The organism is Nostoc sp. (genome assembly GCF_036917355.1).
GTDB lineage: Bacteria > Cyanobacteriota > Cyanobacteriia > Cyanobacteriales > Nostocaceae > Nostoc.
Genome location: NZ_JBALDP010000044.1, coordinates 1 through 15,883, shown reverse-complemented (window position 1 = coordinate 15,883; position 15,883 = coordinate 1). Strand labels below are relative to the sequence as shown.

Sequence of the window (15,883 nt, the reverse complement as noted above, 5' to 3'; positions counted from 1 at the left end):
AACTTCAAACTAGGGGGGATTCAAGAAGGAAGAATTGAACAAACTTTTTAGCTCAGGAATACGCGTCATGTTTCCAGAGCGAATAAAAAAGTCTGCATATATCTTGGCAGTTTTGTAAATGGAGTTAGGGTTGCTAGATTGAAAATATTTTTGATTTTCACTTAAATCAGTTAGGTCTATTCCCTCTAGAGAGAGAGTATCGATCGGAATTTTTAACGCTTTGCTGACGATCGCTTTTCCTTCCTCAACATTTGCTTTCCAGTAGGTCGAGGCTTGCAGCCATCCTCGCACAAATGCACGAATATCTTCGGGGCGATCGCGGATTGTCTCACCGCGAAAGATAATTAAATCTAAAATCAAGCCAGGGGTTTGCTTGCTAGTAAATAGGATATTTCCTCCTAATTGCATCGCTTCAGAGAGATAGGGTTCCCAAGTGTGTCCGGCTTGAATCGTATTATTTTTCAAGCGTTGAGGAATTTCTAAAGCCTCTAATTGAACTAAGTTCACATCATCACTGGTTAAATTGGCAGTTTTCAACATTTCAGTCACGAAAACTTCGCTAAAACCGCCTAGATTTGCACCCAGCTTTTTCCCTTTTAAATCAGCAACGGTTTTAATTTTTGATTGGGCGACTACCACATCTGCTCCTATTGATTCATCTATAACGATCGCGCCTTGTATATCTGGATTTGTGGCACTTAAGATTATAAACTTTCCTAAGGACGATGTAATCCCATCATACTTACCTGCATTGAAGTTTGCTTGTTCCAATTGGGCGTATTGTGTATGAATTAGTTCCACATCTACCCCTTGGGCTTTGAAGAATCCTTTTTTTTGAGCAATGATGCCTGGAAGCTCTCCAACAAAAGATCCAAATATCACTTTCAATGGAGGGCGTTTTACTTCAGTTGGTACTGAAGTATTACAAGCAAGTAGTAAACAGGCAGTAATCAGGAAAATACTAATGTATCTGAGCGGTTTAAGCATAGAATTTTTGATGTTTTTTAATTATTGTTAATCAAAGATTCAGCTAAACAAACTAATTGTTCAAATTTAAATTTCCGTGTAAATTTCGTCAGTAATTGTATTCAGGATTTTTGGCTTTTGGAATTGCTTAAAAGGGGCTTGAGAATTTAGTTCACAGGTATTGTTTTACAGCCGCCCCAACAAGGTATTATGGTTCAAATCAATGAAAAAGGCTGTAATTGCAAAGAGAGCGATCGCTCTTTTCCACTGTTATATTAGTCTTTAAATAATCCCGCACCCAATCACAACTGTATTTCAGTAGGTTGAGATGGAGAATTTGTTCTAGATCCCACATAATCACAAGTTGGTCATCTCCGCCAGAGGCGAGGGTTTTGCCATCGGGGCTAAAGGCAACACTGCTGACATTAGAAGTATGTCCATTTAGGGTGACGAGTAAAGTACCATCAATTTTCCAGACTTTAATCGTATTGTCAAAACCTGCGGCTGCTAACATTTGACCATCTGGACTGAATGCTACCCTCGTTAAGCCAATACTTTTACCATCAAAGATTCTTACCAGAGTGCCATCACGTTTCCAAAGTCGCAGACGACCATCCCCACCAGTGGAGGCAATCAATTGACTATTCGGGCTAATGGCAACCCCAAAAACTTCACTCTTATGCCCTTCTAAGGTGCGATCGGGTTTTTCTAACAGGCGATCGCTATTTTCTGAAGTCCACAGTTTAATAGTGCCATCAGCACTAGCAGAAGCGATAAACTGCCCATCTGGACTATAAACAATGTCCCAAATTCGGCCTGTATGCGCCTGGATAATTTGTTGGAGTTGGAACTCTCCATTGGAGTTGCGTTGCCAGAGTCTCAGCTTGTAATCAAAACCCACTGCCACTAGCCGATTGCCATCGGGACTGTAGCTAACACCTAAAAGACCGATACCTGGGCCTTCCAGAATGGTTCGCTGATTGCTGTCTAGTTGCCACAGTCTCACAATACCCTTAGAACCAACGATCGCTAAAGTTCGGCCATCAGGGCTAAAGTCGAGACTAAGCATTCGAGAATCTTCTTCAACAATGGTTTTGGCGAGAGAACCATCGCGTCTCCAGAGTTTGACTTCTTTGCCAGCAACGGAAGCTAGCCGTTGCCCATCAGGGCTAAATGCCACCCGCCAGACCATTTCTTGATGACCATTGAGTAGCTTTATTAAGGGTGAGTTGACTCTCCAGAGTTTGATGGTGTTGTCGTGACTGGCAGAGGCGATCGTTTGTCCATCAGGACTGAAGGCGATAGTTTGAATATTTGAGGTATGACCCTGCAAAGTTCTTAATAAAGTACCATCTATCCGCCAAAGTTTAACGGTTTTATCAGAACCGCCGGAAGCAATAGTCTGCCCATCAGGGCTAAAGGCTACACCAAATATTTCAGCAGTATGCCCTTTAAAAGTTCTCAGGAGAGTGCCTTCTCGATTCCACAGTCGCACCATCTTATCTGCACCGCCAGACACTAAAGTTTGTCCATCAGGGCTAAAAGCAACACTCCAAATAGTTGCGCTTCCGGCTGTGAATGTTTTGAGCAGCGTTCCATCCAATCGCCAAAGCTGATTTTTGCCGCCTACTATAGAAGAAGCGAGAGTTTGACCATCGGGGCTGAAGGCAATTCCCCACACACCACGCTCATGTTTCAGAGTTCTGATTAAAGTGCCATCTAGTTGCCAAAGCTTAACGCTAAAATCGCCACTGGCAGAAGCGATCGTTTGTCCATCTGGGCTAAAGGCAACTCGCCACACCGCAGATTTATGCCCTTTGAAGATGGTCAACAATTTACCATCGATCGTCCAAAGACGGATAACGCCATCAATACCGGCAGCAACGATCAAACGGCTATCGGGGCTGAAGCGGACGCTTTGTATGGTTGCAGTATGTGGTATTGTTCTCACCAGTGTTCCATCTCGCTTCCATAGTTTGACTGTGCGATCGATGCTAGATGAAACAATCCACTGACCATCAGCGCTAAAATCAACGCCTAAGACAATCCCTTGATGCCCTGACAGACGATTGAATTCATCAGCACCGTAGACAGCTTGTTGTAATACTTTGCGAGTTTGGAGATCCAGGGTATTGGCATCTGCCAAATTTTGCAGATCGAGCCGTTGAAATTTCTGTCTGGCTCGGATTGCTTGTACGAGTGCATCTAAGCGTTGATTAGAATTAAAACTCCCATTGGAAGCAGATGCGATCGCCCGTACCTCACTCAGTGATGCTTGTCGATCGGCGTAGAGTGTGGTGAACCCCAAGACAATAACTGCTACTAAGGCCAAACTTACTCCTAATAGGAGTCGTCGCTGAAGGCGGGCGCTCTTTTGTTCGCTTGCCAATCGCGCTTCAGTTTCTTTGAGCCGTTCTACTTCCATTTTTTGCTGGGCTTCTCGACGTTCCAATTCTTGGCTGGCTGCTAAAAATCGATAGTCCAAATCGCTGAGACTTTTACGCTGAGTCCAGTCCAAAACCTCTTGTAAGGCATTACCTCGCAGTAGGCGTGACTCATCTTGAAAGCCCGATGCTACCCAAGCATTGAATGGCTTTGAATAAGGGCGTAGATTGTCTAACTGCTTTAACACCCATTCAGCATTAAAAATACTGCGGTAGATGGGATTTTTAATTCTGAGATAGCCGTTGTGTTTCTCGACCAATCCCGATAGTAAAAGCTCCGTCTGTTCTCGGCTATCATCGGTAGGCACGGGAGATATTGGAGGTAGGGGATACCAAGAGTCACTAGTATTTTTATTCTTTACATCCTCTATTTCCTCTGCTTGCAATACCTGCTGATAAAGACTCAATAACCGTCCGGCTTGTTGTTGGTTGAAAAGTAGGCGATCGCGAATCGTGCGGAGGTGTTCGGGTTCATCTTGTGATTCCCAGTGTTGGATAATGTGCGATCGCACCAATTCTTCTACCCAATAGGCCTCAGTGTTTGGGGATAGGATAATTTTCCGCTCTGGTGTATTTAAGGCAGTTTGGAGAACTAATTGACAAAGTTTTTGAGTGAGAAACGGCTGTCCCCCTGTCCAATAGATCGCCTCTTGCAGCACAACTTCTGGTTGACTGATTGCTCCCTGTAACCCGTTTAGTAATGGGTTAGCTTCATGCAATCGAAAGCCGTATAACTCTATAGCTGTCCCAATGTTAAAAGGTGTTCGGCGTTTGTCAGCAATTAAGTCAGATGGACTGGCGACTCCAAACAATGCAAATCCCAGGCGTTGAAAATTCGGATCGTGTGCCTGCTGATTGTAACAATGACGAATCCAGGCAAAAAAATCATTGACCGGAAAATTCAAACTCAGCAAACTATCAATTTCATCAATTAAAATGAAAATGCCTTTAGCTTCGCCGTCTCCTTCACAATCACTCTTGACATTTGGCAGCAATATTTCTTCAACAAAGTGATGTAGTTTTTGTATAGGAGACAGACCTGTTTGCATATTCCACCATTGCTTAAAGTTGACGTGTTCCGCCAGATTTAACCCGTAGAATATGCTGACAATGATTCCTTTATACCACTGTGCTGATGTGGTATCCTCGCTACCCAATTGCGTCACGTCTAAGTAAACACATTTATAGCCTTCTGACTTGAGACGACGACTTATTCGCTGTAGTAGGGATGATTTACCCATTTGGCGAGAATTGAAGACGTAGCAAAAATCACCACTTTTCAGACTGTTATAAAGTTTTTCGTCTGCTTGACGCACAACATAAGTAGGATCGTCACTGTGGAGGCTACCGCCAACTTGGTATCTCATGTGCAAAGTGTGATTAGAAAAGGAGGAGATAAAGAAGGAGTCAGAATTCAGAATTCAGGATTCAGAATACTATATTCATGCCACACTATCCCGTTGGTGAAGTCTCTTGTAGAGTAAGACGGTGACGAATGGGTATGCAATATATGCAATGCCTACGGCGTGCTACGCCTACACAGATGGAGAAACGACGGCGCAATGGTTTGCCTTTCGCCAAGATTATGATTTACTGATTTTAAATTGGATGTTGACCAAAGCCAGTGAGTTGATTAAATCCGCCAAATTTATCAAAGCAATTTCGTCTTTGTCTAACCATCGCTAACCTTGACCCGGAAAACATGGCAGATTACTTGAATAAGTACCAAAAGTCTGACAGGAAAACCATACTAATGAGAATTTGGACTACTACTGCTGTGCTAGCTGCTTTTTGGCTAATATCTGGGGTCATCGGTTCTAAGCCAATCAACGCTACTTCTGTTTTGGTAGAAAATGCCATATCATCTCCGGCGCCAACAAATGTAAAACAGATTACTGTCAGTAACACCGAGTTTGGTCTGAAGAGAGTTGACTCCAAAGGAAACGTTACCATTTTCCAGACAACAAGAGTGCCACTTCAGGAAGGAAATACCTACGGGTGGCGGATTAAACTCAAAAACTACCAAGGTGAAGTGAAATGGCGTGAAGTCTTGTATTTACCAAAACCTCCAGAAACTTGGGGTACAGATAATGGTGAAGATTTTTCAATATCAGCAGACGGCAAGACATCTGTAACACGGCGCACACAGTCGGCTCCAGAAGGTGTAATTGAGAATTTTTGGACAATTGCCCCTGGCGATCCAGTTGGTAAGCATAGAATAGAAGTCTATATTGATAACCGTTTGATCGGTACTTTCCAGTTTGAAGTTATTCCAGTTAAGTAGATGTGAAGGGTATTGGGCACAAGAGGCAGAGGGGCAGAGGTGCAGAGGAGAAAAACTGACTGTAACTTCTTTCTTGCTCCCCTAAAACTGAGGAGTATCTTAGAGATAGAAGTTTGATTCTTGTTAGGTGGCGATCGTGAATACAGAGGAATTCCTGCAATTGATCGAAAAGCAGTGCCCATGTCCTCAGACACTACCAAAAGGGCTGCAAGCAATGTGGTATGACAATAAAGGTGATTGGAACAAAGCTCATGAAATAGTTACAGATGCCAGCGATGCTGATAGTGCCTGGGTTCATGCTTACCTGCACCGCAAAGAAGGCGATTTAAACAATGCCCATTTCTGGTATCAACGCAGTGGTCAACCAGTATTTTCAGGAGAACTAAGTCAGGAATGGGAACAAATAACTTCTGTATTGCTAAAGAAGGTGAACGCGACGCATGAATGCTGAAGAATTAAAAAGGCGTTTTGCCGCAGGAGAAAGATATTTTCCAGCCGTCAACTTGAGCCGGGATAAGCTGATTGGAGCCGATTTGCCTGGAATTAATTTATGGGGATCTGACTTGAGTGGAGTTAACCTAGCTAAAGCTAAACTCTGGGGAGCAGATTTGAGTAGTACTAATTTAGCCAAAGCGAATTTGACCAGAGCTAATTTGAGTGGTGCCAATCTGAATGAAGCAAATCTCCGGGGAGCAAAACTCAACTATGCTAAGTTGTATGGAGCTAATCTGACTGGCGCTTACTATGATGAAAGTACGCGGTTTTCTAGAGGTTTTGACCCTATTAGTAGAAATATGCGGAAGGTGTAGGGAACAGGGGAGCAGTTGCAGTAAGTTTTTCCCCTCTGCCCCTCGCTCACTGAGTTTACGGTGAGCGCAGTCGAACTGCGTAGCCGTTGGCACAGCCTCTTGTAGAGAAGTGCTGCACCTGTCCCTCTTGTGCCCAATCCCCAATCTCCTTTAAATAACTGATAAACGTTGATGTGAACCATCCAACATAGACGATATCAACATTTGTTCAAAGACTTTGGAAAGAGCAGTTTGAAAACGCTGACGATGCTTGATTTTGAAAAAAGGTCGAACTATTTCTGCGTAGGCGTAGTCTGCCGTAGTCATCGCACCGTTGCCTTCTCTATTATCAATAACTCGAATTGCCCGCAGAGTTCCTAGCTGGATTTCTTTTTTTACCATCAACTCAGAAATTCCAGTTGCGCCTACGCCATTTTCAATTGCGGCTTTTGCCATCTCACCACTGGTAAACACTAAAATTACATTCAGTTCGCTGAGGTTGATCCCCCAATTTTGCAACGCTTCTTCAAACCTTTGTTGGGTTCCAGATTCGCGCACCCGCATCACCCAAGGAGTTTGAGTTAGTTGGCTTAAATCAATTTCTCCCCACTCAAACCAAGGGTGTTTTTGACCAACCACAATTTGTAAGCGATCGCTCGCCACTATTTCGTACTCCAGAGTACTCTGAAGTGCTGGCTTTACATCTCCTTCCACTAAACCTAAATCAAACTGTCCCATCGCTGTACCGACACAAATCGTTTCTGCATTGGCAAGGGTACAGTCAATCTGGATACCAGGGTATTGGCTCTTAAACTCACTAATCTTGCTTGGTAGCCAGTAGTTGCCAATTGTCAGACTCGACCCTAATTTCAATTCACCCCGTTGCAGATTGTTCAATTCTCGCAACCCCCTTTCTGTCAAGGAAACTTGATCGAGAATTTTTTGCGCTTCCACTTGCAGTAATTTACCCGCTTCAGCAATCTCGATATGGCGACCAATCCGATGGAATAGTTTCACTCCGTATTCTTGCTCTAAGTTGTGGATCGCTGCACTGACAGCAGGTTGTGTAATATAAAGCTCCTCTGCGGCGCGAGTGAAGTGTAAGTTCTGCGCCACAGCTAGAAAGATTTTTAGCTGCTCAAGCGTCATTCCTGCCATTTATCGTATCCCCAAGACTTGGTGTCAAAATTTTAATCACTTTCATTTATCATTCTGACAAATAAAAGCATTTGATTCTATCGGTTAGTTTGACTAAAGTATAAATCAAGGCTTCGGCACGGAATCAAACGGCCAAGTAGAGAGCAGGGGAGCAGAGGGGCAGGGGAAAAGGTTAAAGGTTAAAGGGAAAAGGAATAAATTTAATCTTTCCCCTTTTCCCCTTACCCCTTTCCCTTTCCCAATGCCCAAGCATGAAAATAAGGACATTCACAAATGAACGATTTAGTAACTGCAATTACCACAGGGATTACCGCATTCACTGCCACCAACATCGATGATATTGTCATTCTGACGTTGCTTTTTTCACAAATCAGTAAAACGTTTCGTAGTCGTCACATCCTTGCTGGTCAGTATCTCGGTTTTGCAGCATTGATCGTTGCTAGCCTTCCCGGTTTCTTGGGTGGACTAATCATACCGCAGGACTGGATTAGACTACTTGGGTTAATGCCAATAATCATTGGTGTGAGCAGTTTACTAAAACGCGAAGAAGATTCCTCTGAGGAAGCCGAAGAAGAAACCGAGCCGTCTTGTCCCTCTATAGTTAGGAGTTTTGTTTCTCCGCAAACTTGCAATGTCGCCGCGATCGCCTTTGCTAATGGTAGTGATAATATCAGCGTCTATGTGCCCCTGTTTGCCAACTCAGAATTAGATAGTCTGCTGGTAATACTAAGTGTATTTTTTGGACTAGTGGGTGTATGGTGTTATACCGCTTACAAGTTAACCTACTTGCCAGCGATCGCCAACTTTTTAACTGAAAATGGCAATACTTTTGTCCCTTGTATCTTGATTGGTTTGGGCGTGTTTATTGTCACAGAAAATGTTACTTGGACTCTTTTATCTGTAGTTTCTAGTTATATATTCTCATTAATTTTAGGTTTCAATACTCAGCCGTCAAGTGAAGAACAAGAAAAATTAAGTGTCTAATAAAGAGGTGCATCATCAATTTTCTGAGCAAAACGAATTATAAACGGCAAAATATCTTACCCATCAACAGGAATCAAAACATGAAAATCTGGAAATCTCTGCTAATTGTCTTAATGATTGTCGCTAATCTAGCCTTTGCTCAACCTTCTTTTGCTGATATACCAAAATTTAGCAAAAACCCCGATTACATCGAAGTCACTAAAGCACTTAAGCAACTCTCTCAGACAAAAGATGCCCAAACTCAAGTTGAAGGTCTGACACCAGAAGAAATTAAAAAAAGAACCGAGGAATTAACACTACAAAAATATGCTTTAGAGACGGGAATCAATTGGGGTCAATGCAGCAACCAAACAGGTAATACCATTGCGGTATACGGTAAAAGACCAAATGATGAAGAAGATGAAGATGCCGTATACGAAAATGGTCTATATTTTCTAGGTGATGGTCAATCCACTAAAAATAACTGGGATTGTGATGGCATCTATCTACCGAATGATGTCCAGGTAGAAAATTTCACTTCTAATCCTAATGGGCAAGGTGAAGAATTGAGAGGAGCGGCGGCTCTGAAGATCCTTGATGGAACTCAGTTGGTAATTAAGAGGAATCCCGATACTGCTGCGATTGAATTGAATGTCCCGACTGTAAAAGTTCTAAACAGCAAAGAGGCTAACTGGTTTATCCCAGATATATCGCAGGATCTCATAAATACACGAGTTCCTAATGCGCCTAGCAATCAGTCTTGAAATAGAACTGCATAGTTTATTTTTGAATGATTGTTCTGAATTTAAATAGGGTAACAGCCAAAATCAGAGAAAAACAGGACAAACACTGGTGAAACATCTCTCTGATCTTGGCTATTTTTTTTTGAATTTATCTATCCTCAATTTTAGGCTTGTTTTATTTTGATATCTGCATTAAAATAAATTTTGGAAAAAATGTACAATCACAACAGGCATATTTCAGTAGCGCAATTATTGTGCTGGGTGCAAGTCATCTGGAAAGAGATTTTCTACTACTTTCGCATTTTTTTGATAAGAGCCGCTTTGGGGATAAGGGTGTTATTGATGCAGTTAAAATTGAAACCTACAGAAGAAGAAAAAGATAAAAAAAAGCCAGGACGACTGAATCCGTCCAGAATCCGAGATCACTTGGCAAATGAGCGTACCTACCTCGCTTGGATGCGGACAGGAATCGCTCTTTTAGGTTTTGGTGTCGTCATTGTGCGTCTGCGTGCCTTCCATGTACCTTTAGTACCCCGTCCTGGCAACGGCTGGAAGTTGGGTTTAGTCTTCTCGCTGGTGGGTTTAATCACGGTGTGGCTCTCAACAGTACATTATTTTGCTGTTCGTCGTGATATCGAAGAAGATACTTACGAACCAACAGACCGTTGGGTGTTGCTGTTCAGTCTCGCTGTGATGATTCTCGGAACTGGGGTAATCTATTTTGTTTTTACAACTTCCTTAGATCCAATGAGTCCACTTATCCCTGAGTAATAAGATTTTTAAAATCGCACCTTATACACCTCGAATAATTCTCCTGATTTATGCGTTACGACTTTAGCACCAGCGGTCTTAATCGTTTTTTCCCACTTAGCCAAAGGCTCTAAAAACACCTCAGCCCCTAAATAGGTTTCCAGAACTGCCCAATCTTCCGCTAAAGGCTGTTCTGGATTGAGAACGTCAAATACAAAATGTCCGCCTGGTTTTAATACCCGCTTGACTTCTGCTAATACAGCATCCCAATATTCGAGGGGAAAATAGCAGCTAAATCCGGTGGCGATCGCCAGGTCAAATTGCTCTGATGGATAGTTTAACTGATGAGCTGCTCCCAACTCAACCCCTTTGAACAGCTTAGAATTCAACTGTGGTCCACGAGAATTCAGGGTATCGCGTGCCACGTTACTGATTTCTTGCCCATGAAAAAATGCTTGCCAATCCCGCCAAGGATAGATTAAAAAGCTGATCCCACAGCCAATATCTATACAGTGTTGGTTTTTTTTAGGTTCAGCAATTTCCCAGAAAGGGGAAGCGATTCTCCCTGAAAAACTTCCAGAAATCCACTCGCGGAATATCGGCATCGCCTGTACTTCTGCTGGGAGTTCAAAGGTTTCACGTTGATATTCTCGGTTAAAGCGATAGGCTATTTGGGCTAATCTTTCGTCCCAGTTGGTTGATTTGGGTGAACTAAAGAGATTTTGAAACTGAGAATCGGACTTTTTAGACATTTAGGTTTTTGCTACTCTTTCTTAGGATTGTAGTCAAATTCGCTTTGCGATGTCTGTTGGCAAGTCAAGAGACGCGATGAATCGCCGTCTCTACAATAATCAGTCTTTTGTAGAGACGGCGATTTATCGCGTCTTTGTGATGATTTATCGCGTCTTTACGCTCTAAAATTTCCATCAAAAAACATTAACCGAACCGTATTTTAATGACAACTATTCAACTTTTTCATACCAGATACCCACTTTCTCAAAAGCACCATAAGCAAGCTTCAGAAAATTCACTATTCTCTGTTTTCCAATTATCCCAAATTCTTTATACTCTCTAGCCTCTGCAAAAGTTAGACGATTTTGGTCAATTATGTTTCTTTCTCTGTATGCTAACTTCGGAAAATCTATAACTTTTATCTGATATTTATTTACTATGTTCTGATAGTTGGAGTCTGACTCTAGATGCTCCCAATCATCACACAGCCCTAAATTCCTCACCAGAATATGAGGGATTTTATCACCGTAAGTATTCACTGACTGAGCAAACAGGTTGATGCTGTCGTATCCTCCTGTCGATACAAACCATTTGCAAAACAGAACTCCCTGCGAACTTCCTAGTTCAAGTAATTGATTAGATTCAATCCACCCTTGTACTGCTCTATGCGATTGCGCGGCTAAATTCACAATTACTGGCTTCTCTATCGCCCACTCAAATATTCTATCTGCCTTATTTGCCTGTCGTTCATTCTCACTAAACACAGCATATTTACATATCTCCTTATATACCCCTGCGACATCTGGATTCGATCTATCTGTCTCCACTGGTACAAATGGGATTCTCTTATCGAGACAATACTGAATCATTGTCCTGGCAAAGAGAGATTTTCCTACCCCGCCTTTTTCACCATCCACAAAATGAATCGTCGGCATTACAGCCACCTCTAATAGTTATTAAATTCTGATATATCTTTCCCAAACTAAGAACTTTTTGGCCATTGCCCCCAAGTATTTTGGTGGTTTTATGAGAAAGTATAACCGTGATTTGGATATATTCCAACAGTCTCATTTTACACAGGTGAAGTCCGCACTTCGGCAGGCTCAGTGACCATCTGCGCGGATTAAGACGAAACAAGGGGCTTAAGCCTCTTGTAGTAAGTTGATTGAGAACTAAAAACCGAAAATTTAGGTTTTCAGACATTCTTTACGACAAGAATTTGGAATTTTTAGAATAAATTGCCTTGGGATGTTGTTTAAAATAAGCCTGGAGTTACTTGCAGATCAACACTATGACAGAAATTCAGTTGGCGATCGCGGGAGAAGATGCGATTGCAGCAACAGAGGCGCTTTTGGCAATTCCTGGTATATCTGGTAACTATGCAGTGAATTCAGATGCACCGGAAAGAGAAGGAGTAACCGCAACAGTTGCTACCATCGTTGGTATTGTTGGGGGTGCGATCGCCATTGCTGAACAAATCCGCAAGTGGTATCAAGAGTATAAAGCTAAACAGTCTGGTAAAAGAATTGAAAAGGTGTTGATTGTCGGGCGCAATGGTAGGCGACTCCTTTTAGAGGATGCAACCCTAGAAGAGATTCGCCAAATTTTAGAATCGTAGAGACGCGATGAATCGCGTCTGTTGTTACGGAATTGGGGGTGGTAGACTTGGGGTAAATACTGAAGTCTCAAGATTGAGAACGTGCAAACCCTCCACCTCGACCTCAAGCCAGTTGATAAGAATTACGTAGAATTACGTTACTTTATTGATAATCAAAACCAGTATGAAAGGCGATCGCTTCCTCTATCAGAAATCGCCGACTTGATTAAGTTGGCTGAGAGAGATTATTACGTCTCGTTTTTCCCAGAGGATTATACGGTAACTGGGCGGCGGTTGTATAACTGGTTGGATGGGAGCGATCGCTGGCTGCAACCCTTACTAGATAAGTATCAGCGTGAAGGGATTGCGTTGGCGATCGCCACATCTGAAAAACTCGCTCATTTGCCTTGGGAAGTGCTGCACGATGGCAATGGTTTTTTAGTGCAGCGTGTTCCAGCTATTGTTCCGGTGCGGTGGGTGTCGGATACCACGGTAAAAAAATTGACCATTGAAGGGGAAGCAGAAAATCGGGCGCTGCAAGTTTTGTTTATGGCGACTTCACCGTTGAATGTCGAGCCTGTGCTGGATTTTGAGGGAGAGGAAGCACGGATTTTGGAGGCGACAAAGCGGCAAGCTTTAGCGCTGACGGTGGAAGAAAGCGGCTGTTTGTCGGAGTTGGGTTATTTAGTCGATGGTTACGACAGAGATTATTTTGATGTTTTACACCTGACGGGTCATGCTACTTTACAAGATGGGCAACCCCGCTTTATTACAGAAACGGCAACAGGTGAAGCTTTCTATGCCAGTGCTGGGGATATCGCCCAAGAATTACAATTTCGATTGCCTAAACTCATCTTCCTCTCTGGTTGTCGTACTGGGCAAGCTGGCAATTCGGGTTCTGTGCCGTCAATGGCTGAAGAATTGCTGAAATCGGGTGCAAAAGCGGTTTTGGGTTGGGGTCAAAAGGTTTTAGATCCTGATGCAACAGCCGCAGCAGCCGCACTATATCAGGAATTGTCAGCCGGAAAGCAAATCACCGAGGCTGTTGCTTGTACTTATCAAACATTAATTAAGAATAAAGCGCGGGATTGGCATTTATTGCGGCTGTATGCAGAAGGCGATTTACCAGGTTCATTAGTCACACCTTTGCGGACTCGTGGACGGAAACCAGCACCACCGCTTTCTGTTTCTACTCAGTTTTTAGATCCTGCGGGTAAGGTGAAAGTCCCGACGCGAGAGAGTTTTGTTGGTCGTCGTCGTCAATTGCAAAATTGTTTGCGGGTGTTGAGTCAATCAACCCATGAGGTAGGGGTGTTGATTCATGGCATGGGCGGTTTGGGTAAAAGTAGTTTAGCAGCTAGGCTTTGTGACAGATTGCCGAATTTTGAGCGTGTTGTCTGGGTGGGGAGAGTTGATGAAGCTAATTTGGTGAATCGCTTGACTGAAAAGTTGGATGACGACGAACAACGCAAAAGCTTACAAAATTATGATGAAGAATTGAGATTTCGGCTGCGGCGAGTTTTCCAGCAGTTGCATGAGGAAGCAAAGCCTTTTTTGTTGGTGCTGGATGACTTTGAAGTGAATTTAGAACCTCGCGATCAGAATTATGTTTTGCAATCAGAAGCAGCAGAGGTAATGAAAGCTTTAGTTTGGGCAATTAGAGAAAATTCCACTTCCCACCGCATCATTATTACCTGCCGTTACGATTTTGAATTTACCCAGTTGCAGCATTTCTATAAACAGCCGTTGAAGGGGATGCGAGGCGCAGATTTGCGAAAAAAGTGTAATCTCCTCACCGCCTTTAGTGCTAAATCTCAGGTGGATGAGGCGTTAAAATCACAAGCGCAGAAGTTAGCAGATGGTAATCCCCGCTTGCTGGAATGGTTGGATAAGATTCTGCAAAATAAAACTGTTGATGTGGCAACAATTTTGAATCGGTTAGCAGCAGATCCGGTGGAGTTGCGAGAGCTAGTTTTGGCAGAGGCGTTGCTGGAACAGATGGATACAACCATGCGGGAGATGTTGTCACGGGGTTTGGTGTTTGAGTTGCCAGTACCGAGAGAAGCTTTAGCCGCAGTTTGTGACACTATCCCCAATTTGGAACATTATATTAGTCGAGCAGTGGCGTTGGGACTATTGGAAGTAAGTCATGATGAGGCGTTACGAGTGCCACGCATTTTGCCCCTACTTTTAATACAAGATAAAAATTTCTACAGTCTAGCTGTAAAGATCCTCAATCAAATTTGGCGAGTAGAAACAGAAGGTAATTTAACAGAAGATAAATGTATTGAGATTCATAGATTGGCTTTATTAGGTAGAGAAAAAAATATAGCTATCGAAACTTGTTCTGCTCTTGCCATTTTTAGACAAGGATTGAGCCTCTATCGTGATGCGGTTAATATCTGTCAATTTACTTTAGTAATTTTTAAAGATTGGAGTATTTTGAATGAATTGGCGCGTGCAGAAAAACAACTTGGTGATACTAAAAACGCATTATACCACTATCATGAGGCTTTAAAGCTATGCCCCTTATACAATAAAAAACAAAGGGCAACAATTCTACATAATTTATCCATTATTTATCTTGAGACAGGTAAACCAAAACAAGCTATTTACTTTAATAAAAAATCTTGGGAAGTTTCTCAGAAAATTAATAGCTATGAACACTTAATGATGGTTTATCATGGAATGGCAATTATTTGTACACAGCAAGGGAAACTAGATGAAGCTATTGAATATTACGAAAAAGCCTTAGAAGCTGCTGAGAGAATTGAAGAAGAATTAATTGTAACTCAAAAAGCCAGATATAAAGCAGTTTGCCTAAATAACATCGCTTATATTCATACATTAAATGGGCATTTTGAGGCAGCAATTCCTTTATATGAAAAATCTATTCAAGTAATGGAAGAATTAGGAGATATTAAAAATCAGGCAGTGACCCTAAACAACATTGCTCAAATTTATATATTACAAGGATTAATTAATCAAGCTGTACCTCTTCTTCTACAATCTTTGACATTAAAAGAGAGTATTGGAGATGTAAAAGGACAGTCAGTATCGTTACATAATTTAGCTCATATATAAGCTCATATATATATTATGCAAGGGCAAGTTGATCGAGGAATAGCTTTATATGAAAAAGCCCTCCAAATTTCACGGCAAATCCATGATACTGAAGGTCAAGGGTATTCTCTGATGATGCTTGGAGAAATAGTCGCTATAAAAAGAAGCTTTTCCGTGGGCATGGGCTATTTACATGAGGCTATCAATATCTTCCAAAAACTAAATTCTCCGCATACAAAGAAAGTACAAGCAATTATTGATTACTTATTATCCACGAGGCTTTGAACTCCATTAATGAGCCTTTGATACTCATTAAAGAGGCTTTGAACTCCATTAATGAGTCTTTGAGCTTCATTAAAGGGTCTTTGAACTCCATTAATGAGTCTTTGATACTC

At 42.2% G+C, this 15,883-nt stretch carries 15 protein-coding genes; 10 read left to right on the top strand and 5 right to left on the bottom strand.

The genetic code is table 11. The annotated features are described in order from the left end of the window. Positions 1–9 precede the first annotated feature (9 nt). Positions 10–987: an ABC transporter substrate-binding protein gene (locus tag V7K53_RS12690; protein ID WP_335197849.1), complete on the bottom strand. Its 978-nt coding sequence runs from the start codon at positions 985–987 to the stop codon at positions 10–12. Between the two features lie 199 nt (positions 988–1,186). Continuing rightward, positions 1,187–4,777 carry an AAA-like domain-containing protein gene (locus tag V7K53_RS12685; protein WP_335197848.1) on the bottom strand — a complete coding sequence of 1,197 codons (3,591 nt, stop codon included), beginning with the start codon at positions 4,775–4,777 and terminating at the stop codon, positions 1,187–1,189. A gap of 148 nt (positions 4,778–4,925) precedes the next feature. Here V7K53_RS12685 and V7K53_RS12680 point away from each other — a divergent pair, with 148 nt between their 5' ends. From V7K53_RS12680 to V7K53_RS12665, 4 genes are all read left to right on the top strand, one after another. Then, positions 4,926–5,096, top strand: a complete 171-nt coding sequence (locus tag V7K53_RS12680) for a hypothetical protein (protein WP_335197847.1) — start codon at positions 4,926–4,928, stop codon at positions 5,094–5,096. A 67-nt stretch (positions 5,097–5,163) separates the two neighbouring features. Beyond that, on the top strand, positions 5,164–5,694 hold the full coding sequence (locus tag V7K53_RS12675) for a hypothetical protein (protein WP_335197846.1): 531 nt from the start codon (positions 5,164–5,166) through the stop codon (positions 5,692–5,694). 136 nt (positions 5,695–5,830) lie between these two features. Next, positions 5,831–6,145, top strand: coding sequence for a hypothetical protein (locus V7K53_RS12670; RefSeq protein WP_335197845.1), 315 nt, complete (start codon positions 5,831–5,833; stop codon positions 6,143–6,145). Beyond that, complete coding sequence (locus V7K53_RS12665) at positions 6,135–6,503, top strand: pentapeptide repeat-containing protein (protein ID WP_335197844.1); 369 nt, start codon at positions 6,135–6,137, stop codon at positions 6,501–6,503. Before V7K53_RS12670 ends, V7K53_RS12665 begins: the two co-directional genes overlap by 11 nt. A gap of 150 nt (positions 6,504–6,653) precedes the next feature. On the opposite strand, the gene V7K53_RS12660 is transcribed toward V7K53_RS12665, so the two are convergent. Further along, positions 6,654–7,640: a LysR substrate-binding domain-containing protein gene (locus V7K53_RS12660; protein ID WP_335197843.1), complete on the bottom strand. Its 987-nt coding sequence runs from the start codon at positions 7,638–7,640 to the stop codon at positions 6,654–6,656. A gap of 273 nt (positions 7,641–7,913) precedes the next feature. Here V7K53_RS12660 and V7K53_RS12655 point away from each other — a divergent pair, with 273 nt between their 5' ends. From V7K53_RS12655 to V7K53_RS12645, 3 genes are all read left to right on the top strand, one after another. Continuing rightward, entirely contained in the window at positions 7,914–8,624 is a 711-nt protein-coding gene (locus tag V7K53_RS12655; protein WP_335197842.1) for a cadmium resistance transporter, read from the top strand. Between the two features lie 80 nt (positions 8,625–8,704). After that, positions 8,705–9,367 (top strand): hypothetical protein, encoded by a 663-nt coding sequence (locus V7K53_RS12650; protein WP_335197840.1) that lies wholly within the window; start codon positions 8,705–8,707, stop codon positions 9,365–9,367. A gap of 321 nt (positions 9,368–9,688) precedes the next feature. Continuing rightward, positions 9,689–10,117 carry a YidH family protein gene (locus V7K53_RS12645; protein ID WP_292730460.1) on the top strand — a complete coding sequence of 143 codons (429 nt, stop codon included), beginning with the start codon at positions 9,689–9,691 and terminating at the stop codon, positions 10,115–10,117. Positions 10,118–10,125: 8 nt separating this feature from the next. Here V7K53_RS12645 and V7K53_RS12640 read toward each other — a convergent pair whose 3' ends face one another. Both V7K53_RS12640 and V7K53_RS12635 read right to left on the bottom strand, forming a co-directional pair. Further along, the gene (locus V7K53_RS12640) at positions 10,126–10,848 is read right to left on the bottom strand and encodes a class I SAM-dependent methyltransferase (protein WP_335197839.1); all 723 of its coding nucleotides are present in this window, start codon (positions 10,846–10,848) and stop codon (positions 10,126–10,128) included. A gap of 210 nt (positions 10,849–11,058) precedes the next feature. After that, positions 11,059–11,763, bottom strand: a complete 705-nt coding sequence (locus V7K53_RS12635; protein WP_322638385.1) for a mobilization protein — start codon at positions 11,761–11,763, stop codon at positions 11,059–11,061. A gap of 356 nt (positions 11,764–12,119) precedes the next feature. On the opposite strand from V7K53_RS12635, the gene V7K53_RS12630 reads away from it, so the two are divergent. The 3 genes from V7K53_RS12630 to V7K53_RS12620 all read left to right on the top strand — a co-directional run bounded on the left by V7K53_RS12630 (position 12,120) and on the right by V7K53_RS12620 (position 15,773). Then, positions 12,120–12,446, top strand: coding sequence for a hypothetical protein (locus tag V7K53_RS12630; RefSeq protein WP_335197838.1), 327 nt, complete (start codon positions 12,120–12,122; stop codon positions 12,444–12,446). A gap of 81 nt (positions 12,447–12,527) precedes the next feature. Continuing rightward, entirely contained in the window at positions 12,528–15,509 is a 2,982-nt protein-coding gene (locus V7K53_RS12625; RefSeq protein ID WP_335197837.1) for a tetratricopeptide repeat protein, read from the top strand. Positions 15,510–15,524: 15 nt separating this feature from the next. Further along, on the top strand, positions 15,525–15,773 hold the full coding sequence (locus V7K53_RS12620; RefSeq protein WP_335197836.1) for a hypothetical protein: 249 nt from the start codon (positions 15,525–15,527) through the stop codon (positions 15,771–15,773). Positions 15,774–15,883 lie beyond the last annotated feature (110 nt).